We start from the raw sequence: 19,903 nt of genomic DNA on the forward strand, positions 1-19,903 counted from the left end.
TCGCATCATCGACTGATGCCCGCTATGTGACGTTCCGTGATCGAACGGGACGATTAATGGCGAATACCTACCTGCCCACGCTCAAGCAGCTGCAATATCTGATTGCGCTTCGTGATCATGGGCATTTCGGGCGGGCGGCGGACAGCTGCTTCGTGACTCAGTCGACGCTTTCCGCCGGGATCCGCGAGCTTGAGACACTGATCGGCGTCACGCTGGTGGAGCGCACCCGCCGCGTCGTCCGCTTCACGCCACTGGGCGAGCAGATCGTCGCCAAGGCGCGCCGCGTCCTTCGTGAGGCCGAGGAACTCGGCGACATGGCGCGGGCTGCGGGGCGCCCACTATCGGGGGAAATGCGGATGAGCGTCATTCCGACGATCGCGCCGTTCCTCCTCCCCCGTGTCCTGCCCAAGCTGCGCACAGAATATCCGGACCTCAAGTTGTTCCTGCGTGAGGAGCCAAGCGGGGCGGCGTGCGAATCGCTGCAGAACGGGCGCGCCGACTGCGTCCTCCTTGCCCTGCCCTATTCCTGCGGAGAGGTGACCACCGAGGCGCTGTTTGACGATCGTCTGTTTCTCGCCTTCCCTGCGGGGGAGTTACCGGAGGCGGTTCAGCCCGTATCGCCCAATGACATCGACGAGACTCGCCTGCTCCTGCTGGAGGATGGCCACTGCCTCAAGGATCACGCCCTTGCCGCCTGCAACCGGCCGGAGCTTCGCGCCGAGGCAACCATGATGGGTACGTCGCTGCACACCATCGTGCAGATGGTCGACAATGGACTGGGCGTCACCATGCTGCCCGAAATCGCGCTGAACGCCGGTATATTGGACCACACGAACATTACGGCGCGTCCGTTGGGCGGCGACAATCCGCGGCGCACCATCGCCCTTGCATGGCGCCGCGCCAGCCCGCGAGAGCGGGACTTCCGCCTGCTCGCTCAAATCCTTTCGACTGTTCGGTAATCGCGCGGAACCCTCTTCCAATCCGCCGTCAATTCCGCAAGGTGGCGACAAGCGACACAAAGTCGCATGAGAGGGAGAGGATCATGGCGGTAGAACCGTCTGCCAACGACACGGACGTGCGCGCGTGAGCGGTGCACGCCTTACCGACGTATCGGCGCGCCACCGCTTCGATGAGGCCCGTCTCGGCGAGTGGCTGAACCGCCATGTGGAAGGGTTCGGGCGGGACATGCGGGTTCGCCAATTCGTCGGGGGCGCTTCCAATCCGACTTTCATGCTCTCGACCGACGCGGGTGACTACGTCCTGCGCAAGAAGCCGCCGGGGCAGCTCCTCGCCAGCGCCCATCAGGTCGACCGCGAATATCGCGTCATGGCCGCGCTCCGCGACACCGGCGTTCCGGTGCCGGTCATGCGCGCCCTGTGCGACGATCCGGAGGTGATCGGTACGGCCTTCTACGTGATGGATTATCTGGAGGGTCGCATTTTCCGCGATGCCACGCTTCCGGATCTGACCCCGTCGGAGCGCAGCGCCGTGTACGACCAGCTGAACGCAACACTTGCGGCGCTGCACTCGGTCGATCACCGTGCTGTGGGTCTTGAGGATTATGGGCGGCCGACTGGCTATTTCGAACGCCAGATCGCGCGCTGGACCAAGCAGTATCGCGGCGCTGAAACGGAGCATGTTCCGGCGATGGAGGCGCTGATTGCGGAACTGCCCGCCCGCATCCCCGCTGATGAGGCGGTGGCAATCGCGCACGGGGATTACCGGCTCGAGAATGTGATGTTCCATCCGACCGAGCCGCGTCTGATCGCCGTGCTGGACTGGGAACTCTCGACCATCGGCCACCCGCTCGCCGATCTCGGCTACAACGGGTTCATGTGGCACTCGACCTCGCCCTCTTGGGGCACCCTCACTGGCGTCGATTTCGCCACCAGCGGCATCCCCTCCGAAGAGGAATATGTCTCCGCCTATTGCCGGCGCACGGGCCGCAGCGGGATTGACGACTGGAGCTTCTACCTCGGCTTCGCCGTGTTCCGCCTGGCTTCGATCAGTCAGGGCGTTTACGCCCGTGCCCTCGCGGGAACGACGCCCAACGCGGGGGAAGCAATCAACGGCTGCCCTGCCCTGGCGGAACAAGCGCTGGCGCTGTTGCGCCGCGACGGCTGAGGAACTGATATGCCGAGTCCAGATCGTTCAAGCGATGCCGTCACGCCATTTCACCTGAATGTACCGGAAGAGGAACTGGACGACTTACGCGATCGCCTGTCGCGCACGCGCTGGCCGGAACGTGAAACTGTTTCGGGGTGGAAACAGGGCGTCCCGCTGGATCGCGCGAGGGCGCTGGTCGCTTACTGGGAGGACGGCTATGATTGGCGCCGGTGCGAAGCGGCCCTGAACGGCATCGGTCAATTCACCACGACTATCGACGGACTGAACCTCCACTTCCTCCACCGTCGCTCCCCCGAACCCGACGCCCTCCCGATCGTCATCACCCATGGCTGGCCGGGTTCGGTCGTCGAGTTCATGAAGGTGATCGGCCCGCTGACCGATCCCGTGGCGCATGGCGGCAAGGCGGAAGACGCTTTTCACGTCGTTTGCCCGTCCTTGCCCGGCTACGGCTTCTCCCAGCGTCCCAAAGAGGGTTGGCCTGTGCCACGAATCGCCAGCGCCTGGATCGCGCTCATGAAGCGTCTCGGCTATGCGCGCTTCGTTGCGCAGGGCGGCGACTGGGGCTCTGCTGTAACCACGGCGATCGGTGCAAGCGGCGACCCGGCCGTCGCCGGCATCCACCTCAACATGTTGGTGGTTCGGCCGACGGCGGAGGACCTGGCGGATGCGACCGACCAGGAGAAGGCGTCTCTCGAAAGCCTGCAACGCTACATGCAGGACGGCAACGGCTATTCGCAGCAGCAAGCCACGCGCCCGCAGACACTCGGCTACGGCCTGGTCGATTCGCCTGTTGGTCAAGCGATGTGGATCTACGAGAAGTTCCGCGAATGGTCGGACTGCGGCGGTGAGCCTGAGAACGCGCTTAGCCGGGACGAGATGCTGGACGACATCATGCTCTATTGGCTTACCGGCACCGGGGCTTCGTCAGGGCGATTATACTGGGAGAGCTTCCGAGCGTTCGGGTCAGACAAGGTCATGGTGCCGACCGGGTACAGCATGTTCCCGAAGGAGATCTTTCGCGCCTCGCGCCGGTGGGCAGAGCGGCAATATCCCAACATCATCCACTGGAACGAACTGGAGCGGGGCGGCCATTTCGCCGCCTTCGAACAGCCGGAGTTGTTCGTCGAAGAGGTTCGCACCGCTTTCCGCACCCTCCGCACCAGCTGACTATTGCCGCACCAGCGCGTCGATGGCCGCCTGAAGGATATGGGCTGCGGCAAGGTTGTCGACCCTCTCGGCGCGCTTTGCGCGGCTCATGTCCTGCTCGATCATCACCCGTTCCACCGCCACGGTGGACCAGCGTTCATCCCACAACAAAATGGGCGCGAGATCGGCGATATTGCGGGCGAACGCGCGTGTGGATTGGCTCCGCGGACTTTCAGTACCGTCCAGGTTGAGTGGCAGGCCCAGCACCACCCCCCTCACTTGTTGCGCCGTCATCAACTCGACCAGCGCCGCCTTGTCCTGCGTGAACTTGCGTCGTCGGATCAGCGTCGCCGGACTCGCAAAACTCCAGCCTGCGTCGCAAAGCGCTGTCCCGATCGTCTTGGTGCCAAGATCTAGCCCGATCAGCCGCCCTCCGTTTGGCAGCGCGCCGCGAAAATCCTCTGCCGATAGCGTGATCATCGCGCACCCAGCCTCCGGGCAACGTCATCGCGAACATTCGCCCAGAACAAGCTGTAGTCATAAACGTGATAGTTGTTTCCGGGCAGCACATAAGGGCCAACGTCCGGTCCCTCGCCGATCAGAAGCAACCCGCGCTCATCACACCGGGCCGGTACCCGCCCCGCCTTGATCTCGGCACTGCCGAGATCCGCCGCGGGGAACAGCGCTCCCTTGTTCGCACTGGCTGGCGCTGCCGCGTTCGCCGTACCCGTAAGAGGATTGGTGCAGACCAGGCGCGATCCGCGGCGAGGCTTTCCGTCGAAACCGGTCGAGCGATCATAGATGTCGAGGACCAGCGATGGATCTGCCGGCTCCGCGAACGTCTCCCACGAAAGCAGGCAACCCCGCTGGTTGGCCCGGACACATTCGGGGAAACCCATCGCCTGCAGGTCATTGTCGCGGCTCACCGGCCACCCAACGACATAAGCCGCGACAACCCGCCGGGCGAGCGGTGTGCCGGCCACCTTGTCCTTCAACAAATGGGTTAGGTGAAGGGCGCCCTGGCTGTGCCCCGCCAGGACGATCGGTCGATCATTGCCGATCTGGCGCAGGAAGGAAGCAAACGCGACCTGAATGTCCCCATAGGCAAGGTTCAGCGCACGCGTCGCATCAGCCGCGTCGGTCAGGAACGAGCCGAAGGTCGCCTGCCGATAGCGCGGCGCCCAGATGTCGCCTGCTTCGTTGAACACGCTGGCCTGGCCACGCAGAAACAACGCCGCGCGATCATTCGCTTCCTTGTTGTCGAGCGGCGCGTTCCAATGGTCATCGCTCAGATAGGATGTCGGGTGAATGAAGAAGATGGCGGCGCCCCCGGCGGCGTTGCGCGGCTGGTACCCGGCAGGCGTCCACAGCGCGGGGTTCCGCTGGATGTCGGGTCGCGCCAGCCACATGTCGGGCCGATCGTAGACGTCCTCGCGAACATTGCTCTGCGGCTCGAACGCGCGCGCCGGCACGAACCGCCAACGGATCAGGTCGTTGCCCCAGATGCGATACACGACCGCTCCTGCGATCACGAGCGCGATCAGGAAGGCGATGACGTAAAGGAACTTGCGTGCCATGCCAGCCCGCCTGCCCCAGCGGCGAGGCGCGCGCAACCGTGCTACAGGCCGCGCCCCGCCCCGCGGTGACCGGCTGCCGCGTCAACCTTCGCCCGCCATCCGCAGCGCTGTTGCTTTCGCACCTGCGGCAGTGATAGCGCGCGGGCCATGTCCGTAGATATTGCCACCGTGAAAAAGGTCGCGAGCCTCGCCCGCATTGCGATCGACGATGCCCATGCCGAGCGGCTCGTGCCTGAGCTCAACAACATCCTGGGATGGGTCGAGCAACTGGGCGAAGTGGACACGAACGGCGTGGCCCCTATGACCGCGGTTATTCCGAACAAGCAGCGCCTGCGCGATGACGTGGTGAATGCCGATCCGCTGACCGGCGGCGGCATTCGCGAAGCGGTGCTGGCGAATGCACCGGCCGCTGAGCACGGGTTCTTCACCGTGCCGAAGGTAATCGAGTGAGCCGCCTTTTGTCGGCCTTGCCGGCAGCGGCATTCGACCGCGTCCCTTCTTCTCTTGAGACTCCGGCGCTCGCTGGGGTGACGGTGTTCTGATGACTGACCTTACCGACCTTGGCATCCGCGAGATCCGCGATGGCGTGCGCGAAGGCACCTTTTCCGCACGCGAGGTGGCAGAAGCGTTCAACACCGCCGTCAGCAACGCGGGGCAACTCAATGCATTCCTGGTCGAAACGCCCGACCACGCCCTTGCCGCCGCTGACGCGGCCGATGCTGCACGTGCCGCTGGCGACACGTTGAAGCCGCTCGCCGGCGTGCCGATTGGCATGAAGGACCTGTTCTGCACCAAGGGTGTGCCTTCGACCGCTGCCAGCCATATCCTTGAAGGCTTCACGCCGCAGTATGAGTCCACCGTGTCCCAGCGGCTCTGGGATGCGGGGGCAGGCATGCTCGGCAAGCTCAACATGGACCAGTTTGCCATGGGCTCGTCCAACGAGACGAGCGCATTCGGCAACGTGATTTCACCATGGCGCCGCAATGATGGCGGGAACGCGCCGCTCGCCCCTGGCGGCTCGTCCGGCGGCTCGTCGGCGGCAGTTTCCGCTCGCCTGTGCCCGGCGGCGACGGGAACGGACACCGGCGGCTCGATTCGTCAGCCTGCTGCCTTCACTGGCATTTCGGGCATCAAGCCGACCTACGGCCGCTGCTCGCGGTGGGGCGTCATCGCATTCGCATCCTCGCTGGACCAGGCCGGGCCGATGGCCCGCGACGTGCGCGATTGCGCGATCATGCTGGAGGCGATGAGCGGCTTCGATGCAAAGGACTCCACCTCACTCGACATTCCCGTTCCGCAGTGGGAGCAGGGTCTGAACGCCAGCCTCGCCGGCAAGCGCGTCGGCATCCCGCGCGAGTATCGCGTGGACAACATGCCGGAGGAAATTGAGGCGCTTTGGCAGCAGGGCATTGAATGGGTGAAGGATGCCGGAGCGGAAGTGGTCGAGGTATCGCTGCCGCACACCAAATATGCCCTGCCCGCTTATTACATCATTGCGCCGGCGGAGGCCTCGTCCAACCTCGCGCGCTATGATGGCGTACGCTACGGCCAGCGCGATCTGCCGGACGGCGCGAACCTTCAGGCGATGTACGCCGCGACTCGCGCGGCCGGCTTCGGCGAAGAGGTGAAGCGCCGTATCCTGATCGGTACCTATGTGCTCTCGGCCGGCTTCTACGACGCCTATTTCACCCAAGCCTCGAAGGTGCGCACGCTGATCGCTCGCGATTTCGAGCGCGCGTGGGAAAGCTGCGACGTGCTGCTCACCCCAACCGCGCCGTCTGCAGCCTTTGGCCTTGGCGAGAAAAGCGACGATCCTCTCGCCATGTACCTCAACGACGTGTTCACCGTGCCATCGTCCCTCGCCGGTTTGCCGGCGATGAGCGTTCCCGGCGGCCTCGATAAGCAAGGCTTGCCCCTCGGGCTGCAGGTGATCGGCAAGGCGCTCGACGAACAGGGCGTTCTCAACGCCGCGCTCGCGATCGAGGAGCGCGCCGGCTTCGTCGCACGGCCGCAGGCGTGGTGGTGAGCCGTCCGGCGCACTTCATCATTTCCCATGAGAATGGGCGGGGCTTTCACTGTCCCTGCCCGAACGGGTGTTTAGGGCTATGACTGACTATCGCATCAAGGGCGCCACGGGCGATTGGGAGGTCGTGATCGGCCTCGAAGTACATGCGCAGGTGACGTCGAACGCGAAGCTGTTTTCTGGTGCGGCAACGGCGTTCGGTGCCGAACCCAATTCGCAGGTCAGCCTGATCGACGCGGCGATGCCGGGCATGCTGCCCGTGCCGAACCGCGAATGCATTCGGCAGGCGGTGCGCACCGGCATGGCAATTGATGCGCAAATCAACAAATGGTCACGCTTCGATCGCAAGAACTATTTCTACGCCGATCTGCCGCAGGGCTATCAGATCTCGCAGCTTTATCATCCGCTTGTCGGGGAAGGCTCAGTCGAGATCGAGGATGGCGACACCGTCAAGACGATCGGCGTGGAACGCATTCACGTTGAACAGGATGCCGGCAAGCTGATGCACGATCAGCACCCCACCCGTTCGTATGTCGACCTTAACCGGTCGGGCGTGGCGCTGATGGAGATCGTCAGCCGCCCAGACATGCGCTCGCCGGCAGAGGCCGGAGCGTATTTGCGCAAACTGCGCGCGATCCTGCGCTATGTTGGCTCGTGCGACGGCAACATGGAAGAAGGCTCGATGCGCGCCGACGTCAACGTCAGCGTCCGCCGCCCCGGTGAAGAATTCGGTACCCGGACCGAGACGAAGAACGTCAACTCCGTCCGCTTCGTGATGGCCGCAATCGAGCATGAGGCCAATCGCCAGGTCGACGTGCTCGAGTCGGGCGGCAAGATCGTCCAGGAAACCCGCCTGTTCAATCCCGACACCGGGACCACCCGGTCGATGCGCTCGAAGGAAGATGCGCACGATTACCGTTACTTCCCCGATCCCGATCTGCTGCCGCTGGAGCTGGACGACGCCTTTCTGGAGGAGTGCCGGGCCTCCCTGCCAGAGCTGCCGGACGTCAAGCGCAAGCGCTACGAATCGCTCGGGATCACGGCCTATAATGCCGAGGTGCTGACCGCGGAGGTCGAGACCGCACGCTGGTTCGACACCCTGCTGGATGCCGGCGCAGCCCCCGTCGCGGCCTCAAACTGGGTGACGGGCGAGTTATTCGGCGCCCTCAATCGCATTGGCAAGGGCATCGAGGAGTCGCCGGTCACGCCCGGCCAGGCGGCAGAGCTGCTGGCGCTGGTCGCCGACGGTACGCTTTCAGGCAGCCTCGCCAAGCAGGTCTTCGAGGTGATGCTCGAAACCGGCGATGCACCTGGCAAGATCGTCGAGGAACGCGGCCTTAAGCAGACAAGCGACACGGGCGCGATCGAAGCCGTCATCGCTGACGTTCTGGCGAAGAACCCGAATCAGCTGGAGCAGTATCGCGGCGGCAAACAGGCGCTGTTCGGCTTCTTCGTTGGCCAGACGATGAAGGCGATGGGCGGCAAGGCAAACCCGCAGGTCGTCAACGATCTGCTGAAGAAGGCACTGGGCTAAACGGGCTTCGGCGCACTGCCGCCGGTGCGAGCTTCCGGTCGTCATCCACTGCGCGCTGGATGACGGCCCGGACCGCTGCCCGGCTTGCCACCCTCGTCTGCGCCGACTATCCGCCTGCCCCGATGCCTTCCTCGGACCACCGCCCCGCCTCCCTGATCTCCGGCGGTGCTGTTTTTCCGCACCGCCATCTCACCGGGATTGAGGGGCTCCAACCGCACGAAATCTCCTTTCTGCTGGACGAAGCGGAGGGCTGGATCGCCGCCAATCGTCAGCGGGGTGTGCCTGACAAGCGGCTTGCCGGGCTTACTCAGATCAACGCCTTTTTTGAAAACTCCACCCGTACGCTGCTCAGCTTCGAAATCGCCGGCAAGCGGCTGGGGGCGGATGTCGTCAACATGCACGCCGCGCAGTCGAGCGTGAAAAAGGGTGAGACGCTGATCGATACGGCGATGACGCTGAATGCGATGCGCGCCGACGTGATCGTTATTCGTCACATGTCGTCAGGCGCGGTTCGGCTGATTGCGGACAAGGTCGATTGCCCCGTGCTCAACGCCGGTGATGGCCGCCACGAACATCCAACTCAGGCGTTGCTCGACGCGCTGACGATCCGCCGCCGGCGTGGCACGATCCATAACCAGCGCGTCGTGATCTGCGGCGATGTACTGCATAGCCGGGTTGCCCGATCGAACATCCTGGCGCTGACCGCACTGGCTGCGGAGGTCCGGGTCTGCGCGCCATCCACATTGATGCCGCCCGCGATCGAGCGAATGGGCGTCACGCCGTTCACTGATTTCGACGCAGCGCTCGACGGGGCCGATGTCGTGATGATGCTTCGCCTTCAGACGGAACGAATGGCGGGCGGCTATGTCCCATCCACCCGCGAATATCATCTCCGTTACGGGCTGACGCTCGACCGACTGGGCCGGGCAAAGCCGGACGCGCTGGTGATGCACCCCGGTCCGATGAACCGCGGGGTTGAGATCGACTCCAGCGTCGCTGACCATGCGGAGCGCTCCGCGATCACGGAACAGGTGGAAATGGGTGTCGCCGTGCGCATGGCCTGTCTTGACGTGCTGACGCGCCGATCGCGCGGCGTGGAGGGTTGGGCATGAGCGGCCCCCTGCACTTTCGAGACGCCCGGATCATCTGTCCTGTCGCAGGAGAGCGGCGCGGCGACCTGTTTGTCGCCGACGGACGGATTGTCGACACTGCTGACGGGGCGACCATCATCGATTGTCGCGGGGCGGTGCTTGCGCCGGCGATCGTCGATCTGGGGGTGGCGACCATCGATCGCGCGGCGTTCCGCGCCGGCGGCATCGTTCGAGTCGGCCTGATGCCGGATCAGAAGCCGGTTCTTGATGAGCCGGGTATCGTTCAACGGTCCGCATTGATCGGGCGTCCGGATCTGTGGATCCACCCGATCGCTGCGGCGACTCGCGGGCTTGCCGGGACGGATCTTGCCGAAATGGCCATCTGCGCCTCGGCCGGCGCGCGCGCCGTTGGAACGGGCCGACGCTGGATCGGCGATTCGGGCGTCATGGCGCGTGTGCTCGCTTATGCCCGCGACCTCAACCTCACGGTCGTGACCCATGCCGAAGATGCCGGGCTGGTCGGCGACGCGGTGGCCACCGAGGGCGAAACGTCGACGCGGCTGGGTCTCCCCGCCGCTCCCGCCCTGGCGGAGCCGCTGGCGATCGCCCGCGACCTGATGCTTGCAGAGGCAGCCGGTGCACGCCTCCACCTGCGTCAGGTGACCACTGCCGCAGGCTTCGACATGGTGCGGGCAGCGAAGCGGCGCGGCGTGCGCGTAACTTGCGGGATTACACCCGCGCACTTGCTACTCTCCGACAATGCGATGAGCGATTTTCGCACCTTTGCGCATTTGTCGCCGCCGCTTCGTGCGGAAGAGGATCGGCGTGCAGCGCTGGCTGCGCTCGCGGACGGCACCATCGACGTGCTGTGCTCGGGACACGATCCTCGCGGGCCCGAAGAAAAGCGCCTGCCTTTTGCGGATGCGAGTGCAGGAGCCGCCGGTGCGGCGACCCTGTTGCCGCTGGCGCTCGGGCTCGCGCGCGATGGCCATGTCAGTCTCGAGCGGCTCGCTGCCCTGCTCTCCCGCAATCCTGCGGCGATCCTCGGCATCGAAGCCGGATCGCTTCAGGCAGGTGCCGAAGCGGATCTCATGCTCGTCGATCCTGAAGTGCCGTGGCAGATTTCTGCAGACACGCTGCCCGGCACCGCCGGCAATACACCGTTCGATGGTTTGCCGGTGCAGGGCCGGGTACTTCGCCTGTTCAAGGGCGGTCGCGAACTCGCCTGATCGGCGGCTACCCGGCCACCCGGCGCCGCCGGCCCCGCTGGCTTTACCGGCCCGCGAACTGCACCTTGCTGGGCTTCACCCAAGCTGCCGTCTGGTCGCCTGCGCCGGTACGCACGAAGCAGGAGCCCCCGTTGGCGCGATACCCGCGACAAAGCGTATTCGCCTCCCCGCGTGAGAAGCCGCCGACGGACAGGCGGTAAAAGGATTTGAACGCCATGCCGGTGGGTGTCTCCCCGGCAAAGGCAGGATAGCGACGCTGCGCGCGATCCCAGGCGTCCTTGGCCACCGCTGCCGAATCATAGGCGCCCAGCTGAACGAACCACTTGCCCGGCGCTTTCGGCTTGCCGACGCCATCGCTCTCCACCGCAGCGAGGCGCTTGGGCGCCGCCGTTGATGCCGTACGAACAGCAGGATCATTCCCAGGGATCGCCTGCACCACCTCTCGGCGTTCCGCGAAGACGACTCGCGATCCCGCCCGCGCCTCCTGGGTGGCCGACGCGAGTTGCGCCGCCTCCGGGGCGGACACCGGGGCTGCCATCGGTGCGACTGGCGCCGCCGCCAGCAGCTCTGCCGCCGGCGCAGTGTTCGTCGGTACGACTTTGTTCAGCGCCAGCGCGACCGGCTGTCCCGGATCCTTCACCGGCGTCACCCCCAACAGGGCCGACACTTGGTCCGCAGCACCAACCGGCTTAGCGAAGGCGGCCCATTGCACGACGCGGGCGTCCGCTTCTGCCGGTCCCATGTCGATCCCTGCGATCTGACGCGCCTCCGCCCAGCGCCCTGCGAGCGCAAGCGCAAGCGCCAAGTTCTGCCGCGTCTTGGCGTCCGCTGACGGCTCGCGCGCCGCTGCGGTCAGCACCTCCACCCCCGCTGCCGGATCGCCGGCAAGCGCGATGGCAAGGCCCCTGTCACTCGCCGGTACGATTGCTGCATTGGCGTCCAGCATCTGCCGGGCCTCGTCCCACTGGCCTTCCGCGATCATGGCGAGCGCCAGGTTCAGCGCTGCTTTTCCGTTCTGGGGCGAGAGGGTCAAAACATCGGCGTAAGCGGCATGGGCAGAGGTAAAGCGCCCGGCCTTGAGATAAGCCGAACCCAGCAGCACGCGGTAATCGGCATTGCCCGGCTGCCCCGCGACCGCCGCCTCTGCGAAGCCAATGGCCTTGGCAGGATCGCCCTTCTGAAGCGCTTCGGCAGCTCTTTCGGCATTGCGCGCGGCGTTCTTGGCCAACACCGCATCGCTCCGGGTGCTTGCCGTCGAAATGCCGCCCTGTGCGCAGCCCACCATCGCGCCGCCCAAGATCAGGGCCGAAAGGCCGAAGCCGGCAACTGCACGCTTGTTCATCGTCGGATCCCCGAACCATCATCTCGGTTGAAGCCCCGCCACGTCCCAATGCGGGAATCCGCTGGTATCGTGGGGCTTCCACCTCTCCGGCGATTGGTGCCAATCCGATCATAAGGAATGGTAAACACCCCAGCGCCCTCGTGATCGGGGGTTAGCGATGGAGTAACTTCGCGCGTCCACATCATGCGCCATCGGCAGAATGCTCGCGGGTAAGTCAGGGAAAGTCGGATGAAGAATGCCTATCTTGCTGGGATGATCGCCACGGCCTTCGTTGCGGGGACCGCGGGGGCCGATGTCAAACAGGGCGTGGATGCGTGGGCGCGCGGTGATTACAAGGCCGCGGTGGACGTGTGGCGGCCGCTTGCAGCTGGGGGTGATGCCGACGCCCAGTTCAATCTTGGCCAGGCATATAAGCTCGGCCGTGGCTTGCCGGCGAGCCTCCCGACCGCAATCGAATGGTTCCGCAAGGCAGCGGCTCAGGGGCATAATCAGGCGATCGACAATTACGGCCTGGCGCTTTTCCAGGACGGCAAGAAGGCGGAAGCACTGCCCTGGCTGGAGAAGTCGGCCGCACGCGGCGAACGCCGGACCCAGCTCGTACTCGGTACCATGTTGTTCAACGCGGACGGCGTGGCGCGCGATTGGGTACGCGCTTACGCCCTGGTCACCCGCTCATCGCAGCAGGGCCTGCCCCAAGCGTCCCAGACGCTGGCCCAGATGGACCAATATATCCCCGAGGCTCAGCGGCAGGAGGGGCTGACCCTCGCCCGCAAGTACGAGGCTGATGCCCGGGCGCTGGCGACCCGTCTTCCCCCCGTGACGGCGGGTACAACGGTCTCCACCGCCACACCGCGCCCGGCTACCACCAGCCCTGCCCGCATCGCCAGCACGCCGCCGCCCTCGCCAGCGCCGGGAACGACCGCCGCGCCTGCCACGGCAGTCCGCCCGGCCGCCCCCCCGGCATCGGCCCGCGCAGCAGCCGTAGCACCGCCCACGACAGCAGCACCCGCACCCGCGCCCGCTTCGAACGGACGGTGGCGCATCCAACTCGGCGCCTTCCGCGATGGGGACAACGCCCGCAACCTCTGGGCAAAGGTCGGCAGCCGCACCGGCGGCAACCCCAGCTATGTCCAGGCGGGCGGCGTCACCCGGTTGCAAGCCACCGGCTTCGCGTCACGCGCCGCCGCTCAAGCCGCTTGCACAAAGTCCGGGGTAAGCTGCGTGGTGGTCGCACCCTGACGCCGAAGCGCGGCTCAGATGATCCCGCCGCCCAGCATCAGCCGAAGCGCGAAGATGATGATCAGCACGATGTTGAGGTTTCGCCCGCCATTGCTGGACGAAAGCGCACCAACCGCCGCACCGACGATGCCGATCGGGATCACGAACCAGTTCAGCCAGCCGAGCAAGGGCATGAACGCGACAAGGCCCAGAACCAGGGTGACGAGGCCGATCAGGACCGAAACGATGTTGAGCATGAGATCAACATGGGGGACCTTCAGTGTGTTACAAGGGCGAGACACATGGAAGCTCATGCTGCGCCCTCCCCGCCGTTTCATGACGGAAGCCGCATGACGACCTTGAAACGGGGACAGCCACGGGCGGGGACCAAGCGCCATACGGCCGCGGCGATCGCCATCGCGCTGCTCGCCGTCTCCTGTGGCCCTGCGTCAAATGAGCCAACGTCGGCCGCGGCCAGCGCCAGCCAGCAGGAACTGGCAAACGGCACTGGCACGGCCAACAGCGCAGATCGGGATCCCGCGATTGAAGCCGCCTTGCGCGATCAAATCATGGTCGATCCAAAGCTGGTGCAGCAGGCCAATGCCGACACGCTGCGCCCGCCAGCCCAGCCCGAATCGCTCGCTTTGCCCCCCGAAACCATCGCGGATGCCGCTCACCAGTCAGTCGCTGGCCAGCTCCGCTCGGCGCCCGCCGCCTCCCCCCAATGCCCGCAATGCGCGGCGGCGCGGCGTGCGCTAACCCTCGGCGCTCTCGCTGCAAGCCAGGGCACATCGGCGGATTGCGTTCAGCAGATCGCCTATTCGGCCGGCTGGGCGAACCGCCTTCCGGCAGAGGTGCCGCTATATCCGGACGCCCGCGTGCTGGAGGCCGCCGGGGCCGACGGGCAAGGCTGCGCACTTCGCGTCGTGAGTTTCGTCAGCGCGGCGCCGATGCAGCGGCTGCTGGACTGGTATTACACGCGCACCGCCGACGCCGGCTACCGCGCCGGTCACGGCACTGACGCCGACGAGCATGTTCTCGCCGGCACCCGGCAATCGGCCGCGTTCATGCTGAGGCTCCGTCCACGTGCCGGCGGGGGTACGAATGTCGATCTGATGGTGGACGCTGCCCGCTGACCGCCCTTCCGCCATGCCCTCCTTGGGTCTAGGGCGATCAAATGAATGCATTGGTTCTGGTGATGGCGGGCGGCGCGTTGGGCGCGGGCCTGCGCCATCTGGTTGGCCGCGCGGCCTTGTCTGCGCTCGGGGCTGGTTGGCCCTGGGGCACGCTCTTCGTCAACATCGCCGGTGGCTTGGCGATGGGTGTTCTCACCGCCGCCTCGTCGCGGCTGGCGAACGGAGAGCCATGGCGCCTGTTCCTGGGGGTCGGCGTGCTCGGCGGCTTCACCACCTTTTCGGCCTTTTCGCTTGATACAGTTATGATGATGGAACGCGGCGCCTGGGCGCAGATGTTCGCTTATGTCGCCCTCTCCGTGCTGGGTTCCATCGCAGCACTGGCGTTCGGCTTCGGCGTGGCGAGGTCCGCAGCATGAGCGACGCAGTTCGCCAATTTACCGTCGCGCCTGATGACGACGGCATTCGCGTTGATCGCTGGTGCAAGCGGCACTTGCCCGACACCAGCTTCACCACCGTCGCGAAATGGGCCCGCACTGGCCAGCTTCGGCTGGACGGAGCCCGTGTCGGGCCCGGCGATCGCGTTGCCGCCGGTCAGGTTCTGCGCCTTCCGCCACCCGAGCCGGTCCGCGTCGATACCAAGCCCAAGCGCGAGCGTCCGCCGCTCAGCGAAGATGAGGCAGCATTCGCGCGTGAAATGGTGATTCACAAGGATCAGGCCGCACTGGTGCTGAACAAGCCACCAGGGCTTGCCACTCAGGGGGGGACCAAGACGACGTCACACGTCGACGGTCTCCTCGACGCCTTGCAGTTCGAGGCAGAGGGCCGGCCAAAGCTCGTTCACCGCTTGGACAAGGACACATCCGGCGCCCTGCTCGTCGCCCGTTCGGCGCGCGCCGCAGCCTTTTTCGCCAAATCGTTTTCCGGCCGCTCCGCCAAGAAGGTCTATTGGGCGCTTGTCGTGGGCGTTCCGTCCATCGACGACGGCACGGTTGATCTCCCGATCGCCAAGCAGCCGGGCACCGGCGGCGAAAAGATGCACGTGGATGAGGAGAACGGACAGCCGGCACGTAGCCGCTACCGCGTCATCGAACGTGCCGGCAATCGTGCCTGCTGGGTGGAATTGCAGCCGTTCACCGGACGCACGCATCAGCTACGCGTGCACATGGCGGCGATCGGCCATCCCATCGTCGGTGACGGGAAATATGGCGGCCCGGCAGCCTTTCTGACCGGCGGGATCAGCCGCAAGATGCACCTTCACGCCCGGCGGATCCGCGTGGATCATCCGGATGGCGGCGCGATTGACGTCACGGCCGAACTGCCCAACCATTTCGCCGAGAGCCTCGCCAATCTCGGCTTTGAGGAGTCGCAGGGCGATGCCATGCCGTCGGACGCGCCTCCGCCGATCACGCGGGAAGTGCGAAAGGCGAAAGCGCGCGCTCATGCCAAGCAGGTGCGCAAGGCGCGCCGCGGAGAACGTCGCGGCCGCGGATCCGCTCAATAACAGGCGTGCTGGCGCGCCATGCGCCATGTGCGTTCACGCGATTTGCGAGCCGCCCTGATCAGGCGACCCGCAATATCCTACCACGATCGTTGAACCTGATGCTCCTTCTCGAAGCAGCCTGCGGCAGAGATCCTGCCGCGACGTCAGATCGTCAGGGCAATCAGCGGCTGGCCGATCGACAAGCCGATGGCGTGAGCGAACAGCAGCAGCGATGCGCCGGTGGTGATGCCCACCAGCACGTAACCGATATAGGTCACGGCAGGCGGATTCGGCCGACGCAACTTCGCGTTTCGCGACGCGCCCGAGAAGATGAAGCTTACCAACAAACCATATACGAATACTGCCGCGCCGACCATCGCCGTACCATTCCTGATAGAGATCTGTGAGGCTCGCCCCCCCGGGCCCGCTCTCGGTAACACCCTGCAATACACCATAAAGTTCATCCGTAACCAAGTGGTTGACGGCCTGTTGAACCCGTTGCGCTGTCATTCTGTCGTGACTGGCGCCTACGATCCGGTTGCGTCATAGGCCGTGCATGGCAACTGATCCCGCCCGATCGCGCTGGTTCGTTTTGGTGCTCGTTCGCCTCGCCACCGCTGCGGCCGCGATACTGGGTATCGTGCTGCTCGCCCGCGCGGCCGATGCACCCGGTAAAGTCCTTGGGGGCGCGCTCCTGCTCGTCGCACTATGGGCCATGGCCGTCGTACCGGCGGCGCTCGCCCGTCGGTGGCGGAGCCCCGCACAGTGAAGCGCTTCTGGACCAACGTCGCCGTCGATGCGGATGCGAGCATCAATCTGGACGGTCGGCCCGTGCGCACGCCTGGCCGCGCACTGCTCGCGCTTCCGACCCCTGCCCTTGCCGCTGCCATTGCCGACGAATGGCGTGCCGTTGGGGAGACCATCGATCCGCGCGCAATGCCGCTCACCGGCCTTGCCAATGCTGCGATCGATCGTGTTGCACCCGATCCGCAGGCCTTTGCCGCCGGCCTCGCTGCTTATGCGGAAAGCGACCTGCTATATTACCGTGCGGAGTCGCCGGCAGAACTCGTCGCTCGTGAAGAAGCGGCGTGGGATCCCCTGCTCGCCTGGGCGCGCAAGCGTTACGACATCCACTTCGAAACGGTCAGCGGGGTGATGCATCAGCCCCAACCTGCCGCCACAATCGCCCGGCTCGCTGAGGCAGTGGCGAGTCGCCCGCCATTTGTGCTGGTCGCGCTTCAGCCTGTCGTCACGATCACCGGCACGCTGGTTGGTGCTCTTGCCCTTGCGGAAAAAGCGATCGACGCTGACACGCTCTGGTCAGCCGCCATCGTCGACGAAGTCTGGCAGGCGGAGCTTTGGGGAGAGGATCCCGAAGCGGTCAACGCACGCGCCGCGCGCCGGCGGGACTTCGATTCGGCCGTCCGCTTCCTGGGCTTGGTCGACTAACGACTCAAACCGGATCGTTCACGCCGCCGTGCTTCAGCAGGCTGCGGATGAAGCCAATGATGCCGGTCTGACGCGATCGCTTCAGCCGCTCGGCCGCCAGGATCATGCGCACGCACTCGAAACAATGTTCGAGGTCGTCGTTGACCAGGACGTAGTCATAGCCGTCCCAGTGGCTCACCTCATTGGCGGCACGCGACATGCGCGCATCGATCACGTCCTGGCTGTCGGTCGCCCGCTTCTGCAACCGATCGCGAAGCGTCGCCATGGACGGCGGCAGGATGAAGACCCGGACCACGTCTCCGCCGGCTAGCTGGTGCAGCTGCTGCGCGCCCTGCCAATCGATGTCGAACAGGATGTCATGTCCTTCGCTCAGCGTGTGGAAGACATCGGCCTTGGGCGTGCCATAGCGATTGTCGAAGACGTGCGCCCACTCCAGGAATTCGTGATTGGCGACCATCTCGCGAAATTTTTCCAGCGAGACGAAGTTATAGTCCTTACCATCCACCTCGCCAGGGCGGATCGGACGTGTCGTGTAGGACACCGACATTGAGAGTTCGGGCTCGGCCTCGAGCAGCTTTCGCGCGATGGTGGATTTGCCGGCGCCCGACGGCGAAGAAAGAACGAACAGCACACCGCGCCGGCGCATGCCGTGCGGATCGTTGGGAGAGGAAGCGGCCATGCGCGCTACTGCCGCGGCTGGGGCGGGAGCGTCAAGGGCGCGGCCATATGCAGCCGAAATACTCCGCAAGCGGCTGATCGTCGCCGGTGCACACCCGGACAGTCATCTTTTTCGGCCGCGGCAAGGCCGCGTTCGCGTGCCCGTTACCGCATCCCACGACCTGCCATTCCCTTGCCGGCCCTCCGGCGATCGTACATCTTTTTCGCGACATACCCGCCACCCAGCAGCAGGCCCAATGGCCCGGTCCGCGTAACCGCCCGCGCGGCGAGCATCCCGATCGCTGCGCCCTTCAGGCCACCACGCCCGTCCCGCTGATCGAGTTCCTTACCAACAAGCGCGCCGATGATGGTGCGGAGCATGACTTTCCTTTCGATACGTACTTTGATCAACCCTGCGAGGACCGCCCGGTTCCCAGCATTACCTCCGGCTTCACCACCCTGTCGAACGTCGCTTCATCTACCAGGCCCAGGTCCAGGCCTGCCTCCCGGAGCGTAAGCCCTTCCGAATGGGCGTGTTTCGCGATCTTCGCTGCATTGTCATAGCCGATCTCTGGCGCAAGCGCCGTCACCAGCATCAGCGAACGGTCAAGCAGATCGGCAATCCGGCGCTCATCCGCCTCCAATCCATCGACACATCGTTCCGCAAAGCTCTCCATGCCCACGGCCAGCAGCTCGATAGAACGCAACACAGCAGAACCGATCAACGGCTTGAAAACGTTGAGTTCCAGATGGCCCTGCATCCCGCCCACCGTGATCGCCGTGTGGTTTCCAATTACCTGCGCAGCCACCATCGTCAGCATCTCGACCTGCGTAGGATTGACCTTCCCTGGCATGATTGAGCTGCCCGGCTCATTGGCAGGCAATACAAGTTCACCAATTCCGCACCGCGGGCCCGAGCCCAGCAATCGGATGTCGTTGGCGATCTTGGTCAGCGCGACGGCCAGGGAGTTCAGCCGTCCGGACAGGTCGACTAGCGTGTCGTTGCTGGCGAGAGCCTCGAACTTGTTTGGCGCCGTCTCGAAAGAAAAGCCCGTAAGCGTAGTGAGCTCGGCAGCCACATCCTCGCCAAAACCGGCAGGAGCGTTCAGGCCGGTTCCGACCGCCGTACCGCCCTGCGCCAGAAGCGAAAGCCCATGTTCGATAAGCGGCTGCAGTCTTTTCCGCGCGAGCCTTAACTGCATCGAATAGCCGGAGAATTCGTCGCCGAGCGTAAGCGGGGTCGCATCCTGCATGTGGGTACGGCCGATCTTGACGATTCGCTGCCAGGCTTCAGCTTTCTCGAAGAGCGCCCCTTCGAGACGCTCAAGCGCAGGGAGCAGCCGACGGCTCGTCGCAAGTACCGCCGCTACATGGAGCGCTGTAGGAAAGGAGTCGTTCGACGATTGCCCACGGTTCACATCATCATTCGGGTGAACGGGTGATTTGCCCCCGCGTTGACCGGTCAGGATCTCGTTCGCTCGGCCGGCAATAACCTCGTTCACGTTCATGTTGCTCTGGGTACCACTGCCGGTCTGCCAGATCACAAGGGGAAACTGGTCGTCCAGCTTCCCCGAAATCACTTCCGCCGCGGCAGCCTCGATCGCGTCCGCCTTCTGCGGATCGAGCCCGTGCTTGCGGTTAACTCGCGCAGCAGCCTGCTTCACCAACGCTAGCGCGTGAACGATCGCAAGCGGCATCCGCTCGGTTGACGGAAAGGGAAAGTTCTCCATCGAGCGCTGGGTCTGGGCACCCCAATACGCTTCCGCCGGCACCTCAATGGCGCCGATCGAGTCGGTTTCGGTCCGAGTGGTCATTTGCGTGTCCCCGCGAAAGGCAGGGAAACAAGCATCGAGCACGCGCTTCGGTTGCATCGGGAAGCGCGTGCTTTTCAGGC

Annotated in this window: 21 protein-coding genes; 14 read left to right on the forward strand and 7 right to left on the reverse strand. The window is 65.0% G+C overall.

The genetic code is table 11. From position 1 onward, the window contains the following. The first annotated feature begins 56 nt into the window (after positions 1 to 56). The 3 genes from LQ954_RS07200 (at position 57) to LQ954_RS07210 (ending at position 3,294) form a co-directional block, all read left to right on the forward strand. Positions 57 to 959 carry a hydrogen peroxide-inducible genes activator gene (locus tag LQ954_RS07200; protein WP_227770126.1) on the forward strand — a complete coding sequence of 301 codons (903 nt, stop codon included), beginning with the start codon at positions 57 to 59 and terminating at the stop codon, positions 957 to 959. Positions 960 to 1,083: 124 nt separating this feature from the next. Further along, the gene (locus LQ954_RS07205; protein WP_231022494.1) at positions 1,084 to 2,124 is read left to right on the forward strand and encodes a phosphotransferase family protein; all 1,041 of its coding nucleotides are present in this window, start codon (positions 1,084 to 1,086) and stop codon (positions 2,122 to 2,124) included. A gap of 9 nt (positions 2,125 to 2,133) precedes the next feature. Beyond that, complete coding sequence (locus LQ954_RS07210) at positions 2,134 to 3,294, forward strand: epoxide hydrolase family protein (RefSeq protein WP_231022495.1); 1,161 nt, start codon at positions 2,134 to 2,136, stop codon at positions 3,292 to 3,294. Here LQ954_RS07210 and ruvX read toward each other — a convergent pair whose 3' ends face one another. Together ruvX and LQ954_RS07220 are read right to left on the reverse strand one after the other, a co-directional pair. Further along, a complete protein-coding gene (gene ruvX / locus LQ954_RS07215) occupies positions 3,295 to 3,753 on the reverse strand; it encodes a Holliday junction resolvase RuvX (protein WP_227770123.1) in 459 nt (152 codons plus the stop codon). Next, on the reverse strand, positions 3,750 to 4,850 hold the full coding sequence (locus tag LQ954_RS07220) for a DUF3089 domain-containing protein (protein WP_231022496.1): 1,101 nt from the start codon (positions 4,848 to 4,850) through the stop codon (positions 3,750 to 3,752). Before LQ954_RS07220 ends, ruvX begins: the two co-directional genes overlap by 4 nt. A gap of 147 nt (positions 4,851 to 4,997) precedes the next feature. Between LQ954_RS07220 and gatC the strand changes: the two genes are divergently transcribed. The 5 genes from gatC (at position 4,998) to LQ954_RS07245 (ending at position 10,727) form a co-directional block, all read left to right on the forward strand. After that, complete coding sequence (gene gatC / locus LQ954_RS07225) at positions 4,998 to 5,300, forward strand: Asp-tRNA(Asn)/Glu-tRNA(Gln) amidotransferase subunit GatC (protein WP_231022497.1); 303 nt, start codon at positions 4,998 to 5,000, stop codon at positions 5,298 to 5,300. Between the two features lie 91 nt (positions 5,301 to 5,391). Continuing rightward, positions 5,392 to 6,876: an Asp-tRNA(Asn)/Glu-tRNA(Gln) amidotransferase subunit GatA gene (gene gatA, locus LQ954_RS07230; RefSeq protein ID WP_227770120.1), complete on the forward strand. Its 1,485-nt coding sequence runs from the start codon at positions 5,392 to 5,394 to the stop codon at positions 6,874 to 6,876. Positions 6,877 to 6,955: 79 nt separating this feature from the next. Continuing rightward, positions 6,956 to 8,407, forward strand: a complete 1,452-nt coding sequence (gatB, locus tag LQ954_RS07235; RefSeq protein WP_227770119.1) for an Asp-tRNA(Asn)/Glu-tRNA(Gln) amidotransferase subunit GatB — start codon at positions 6,956 to 6,958, stop codon at positions 8,405 to 8,407. 122 nt (positions 8,408 to 8,529) lie between these two features. Beyond that, positions 8,530 to 9,519: an aspartate carbamoyltransferase catalytic subunit gene (locus LQ954_RS07240; RefSeq protein WP_227771030.1), complete on the forward strand. Its 990-nt coding sequence runs from the start codon at positions 8,530 to 8,532 to the stop codon at positions 9,517 to 9,519. After that, complete coding sequence (locus LQ954_RS07245; RefSeq protein ID WP_231022498.1) at positions 9,516 to 10,727, forward strand: dihydroorotase; 1,212 nt, start codon at positions 9,516 to 9,518, stop codon at positions 10,725 to 10,727. Before LQ954_RS07240 ends, LQ954_RS07245 begins: the two co-directional genes overlap by 4 nt. Positions 10,728 to 10,770: 43 nt before the next feature. On the opposite strand, the gene LQ954_RS07250 is transcribed toward LQ954_RS07245, so the two are convergent. Next, complete coding sequence (locus LQ954_RS07250) at positions 10,771 to 12,069, reverse strand: SPOR domain-containing protein (protein ID WP_231022499.1); 1,299 nt, start codon at positions 12,067 to 12,069, stop codon at positions 10,771 to 10,773. Positions 12,070 to 12,297: 228 nt separating this feature from the next. Between LQ954_RS07250 and LQ954_RS07255 the strand changes: the two genes are divergently transcribed. Then, positions 12,298 to 13,308 carry an SPOR domain-containing protein gene (locus tag LQ954_RS07255; protein ID WP_231022500.1) on the forward strand — a complete coding sequence of 337 codons (1,011 nt, stop codon included), beginning with the start codon at positions 12,298 to 12,300 and terminating at the stop codon, positions 13,306 to 13,308. 14 nt (positions 13,309 to 13,322) lie between these two features. Here LQ954_RS07255 and LQ954_RS07260 read toward each other — a convergent pair whose 3' ends face one another. Further along, positions 13,323 to 13,544: a hypothetical protein gene (locus LQ954_RS07260; protein ID WP_227771029.1), complete on the reverse strand. Its 222-nt coding sequence runs from the start codon at positions 13,542 to 13,544 to the stop codon at positions 13,323 to 13,325. Positions 13,545 to 13,637: 93 nt separating this feature from the next. Between LQ954_RS07260 and LQ954_RS07265 the strand changes: the two genes are divergently transcribed. From LQ954_RS07265 to LQ954_RS07285, 5 genes are all read left to right on the forward strand, one after another. Continuing rightward, complete coding sequence (locus LQ954_RS07265) at positions 13,638 to 14,423, forward strand: hypothetical protein (protein ID WP_231022501.1); 786 nt, start codon at positions 13,638 to 13,640, stop codon at positions 14,421 to 14,423. 41 nt (positions 14,424 to 14,464) lie between these two features. Continuing rightward, on the forward strand, positions 14,465 to 14,839 hold the full coding sequence (crcB, locus tag LQ954_RS07270; protein WP_231022502.1) for a fluoride efflux transporter CrcB: 375 nt from the start codon (positions 14,465 to 14,467) through the stop codon (positions 14,837 to 14,839). Beyond that, positions 14,836 to 15,924, forward strand: coding sequence for an RluA family pseudouridine synthase (locus LQ954_RS07275; protein WP_227770113.1), 1,089 nt, complete (start codon positions 14,836 to 14,838; stop codon positions 15,922 to 15,924). The genes crcB and LQ954_RS07275 overlap by 4 nt, the downstream gene beginning before the upstream one ends. A gap of 535 nt (positions 15,925 to 16,459) precedes the next feature. Further along, positions 16,460 to 16,672, forward strand: a complete 213-nt coding sequence (locus tag LQ954_RS07280) for a hypothetical protein (protein WP_227770111.1) — start codon at positions 16,460 to 16,462, stop codon at positions 16,670 to 16,672. After that, positions 16,669 to 17,352, forward strand: coding sequence for an ATP12 family chaperone protein (locus tag LQ954_RS07285; protein WP_231022503.1), 684 nt, complete (start codon positions 16,669 to 16,671; stop codon positions 17,350 to 17,352). Before LQ954_RS07280 ends, LQ954_RS07285 begins: the two co-directional genes overlap by 4 nt. Positions 17,353 to 17,356: 4 nt before the next feature. On the opposite strand, the gene gmk is transcribed toward LQ954_RS07285, so the two are convergent. The 3 genes from gmk to fumC all read right to left on the reverse strand — a co-directional run bounded on the left by gmk (position 17,357) and on the right by fumC (position 19,823). Continuing rightward, positions 17,357 to 18,031: a guanylate kinase gene (gene gmk / locus LQ954_RS07290; protein WP_227770109.1), complete on the reverse strand. Its 675-nt coding sequence runs from the start codon at positions 18,029 to 18,031 to the stop codon at positions 17,357 to 17,359. A gap of 143 nt (positions 18,032 to 18,174) precedes the next feature. Continuing rightward, positions 18,175 to 18,390, reverse strand: coding sequence for a hypothetical protein (locus LQ954_RS07295; protein ID WP_227770108.1), 216 nt, complete (start codon positions 18,388 to 18,390; stop codon positions 18,175 to 18,177). 26 nt (positions 18,391 to 18,416) lie between these two features. Next, positions 18,417 to 19,823: a class II fumarate hydratase gene (gene fumC, locus LQ954_RS07300; protein WP_231022504.1), complete on the reverse strand. Its 1,407-nt coding sequence runs from the start codon at positions 19,821 to 19,823 to the stop codon at positions 18,417 to 18,419. Positions 19,824 to 19,903: the final 80 nt, after the last annotated feature.

Origin of the sequence: Sphingomonas sp. IC-11, assembly GCF_021043365.1 — a bacterium.
GTDB lineage: Bacteria > Pseudomonadota > Alphaproteobacteria > Sphingomonadales > Sphingomonadaceae > Sphingomonas.

What these genes read in the sequence shown, in the direction of transcription:
- LQ954_RS07260 (WP_227771029.1), bottom strand. Translation starts at nt 13,544, where the DNA reads ATGCTCAACATCGTTTCGGTCCTGATCGGCCTCGTCACCCTGGTTCTG.
- gmk (WP_227770109.1), bottom strand. Translation starts at nt 18,031, where the DNA reads ATGGCCGCTTCCTCTCCCAACGATCCGCACGGCATGCGCCGGCGCGGT.
- LQ954_RS07275 (WP_227770113.1), top strand. Translation starts at nt 14,836, where the DNA reads ATGAGCGACGCAGTTCGCCAATTTACCGTCGCGCCTGATGACGACGGC.
- LQ954_RS07240 (WP_227771030.1), top strand. Translation starts at nt 8,530, where the DNA reads ATGCCTTCCTCGGACCACCGCCCCGCCTCCCTGATCTCCGGCGGTGCT.
- LQ954_RS07250 (WP_231022499.1), bottom strand. Translation starts at nt 12,069, where the DNA reads ATGAACAAGCGTGCAGTTGCCGGCTTCGGCCTTTCGGCCCTGATCTTG.
- gatA (WP_227770120.1), top strand. Translation starts at nt 5,392, where the DNA reads ATGACTGACCTTACCGACCTTGGCATCCGCGAGATCCGCGATGGCGTG.
- LQ954_RS07245 (WP_231022498.1), top strand. Translation starts at nt 9,516, where the DNA reads ATGAGCGGCCCCCTGCACTTTCGAGACGCCCGGATCATCTGTCCTGTC.
- LQ954_RS07295 (WP_227770108.1), bottom strand. Translation starts at nt 18,390, where the DNA reads ATGCTCCGCACCATCATCGGCGCGCTTGTTGGTAAGGAACTCGATCAG.
- LQ954_RS07220 (WP_231022496.1), bottom strand. Translation starts at nt 4,850, where the DNA reads ATGGCACGCAAGTTCCTTTACGTCATCGCCTTCCTGATCGCGCTCGTG.
- LQ954_RS07200 (WP_227770126.1), top strand. Translation starts at nt 57, where the DNA reads ATGGCGAATACCTACCTGCCCACGCTCAAGCAGCTGCAATATCTGATT.
- gatC (WP_231022497.1), top strand. Translation starts at nt 4,998, where the DNA reads ATGTCCGTAGATATTGCCACCGTGAAAAAGGTCGCGAGCCTCGCCCGC.
- crcB (WP_231022502.1), top strand. Translation starts at nt 14,465, where the DNA reads ATGAATGCATTGGTTCTGGTGATGGCGGGCGGCGCGTTGGGCGCGGGC.
- LQ954_RS07210 (WP_231022495.1), top strand. Translation starts at nt 2,134, where the DNA reads ATGCCGAGTCCAGATCGTTCAAGCGATGCCGTCACGCCATTTCACCTG.
- LQ954_RS07280 (WP_227770111.1), top strand. Translation starts at nt 16,460, where the DNA reads ATGGCAACTGATCCCGCCCGATCGCGCTGGTTCGTTTTGGTGCTCGTT.
- ruvX (WP_227770123.1), bottom strand. Translation starts at nt 3,753, where the DNA reads ATGATCACGCTATCGGCAGAGGATTTTCGCGGCGCGCTGCCAAACGGA.
- LQ954_RS07255 (WP_231022500.1), top strand. Translation starts at nt 12,298, where the DNA reads ATGAAGAATGCCTATCTTGCTGGGATGATCGCCACGGCCTTCGTTGCG.
- fumC (WP_231022504.1), bottom strand. Translation starts at nt 19,823, where the DNA reads ATGACCACTCGGACCGAAACCGACTCGATCGGCGCCATTGAGGTGCCG.
- gatB (WP_227770119.1), top strand. Translation starts at nt 6,956, where the DNA reads ATGACTGACTATCGCATCAAGGGCGCCACGGGCGATTGGGAGGTCGTG.
- LQ954_RS07265 (WP_231022501.1), top strand. Translation starts at nt 13,638, where the DNA reads ATGACGACCTTGAAACGGGGACAGCCACGGGCGGGGACCAAGCGCCAT.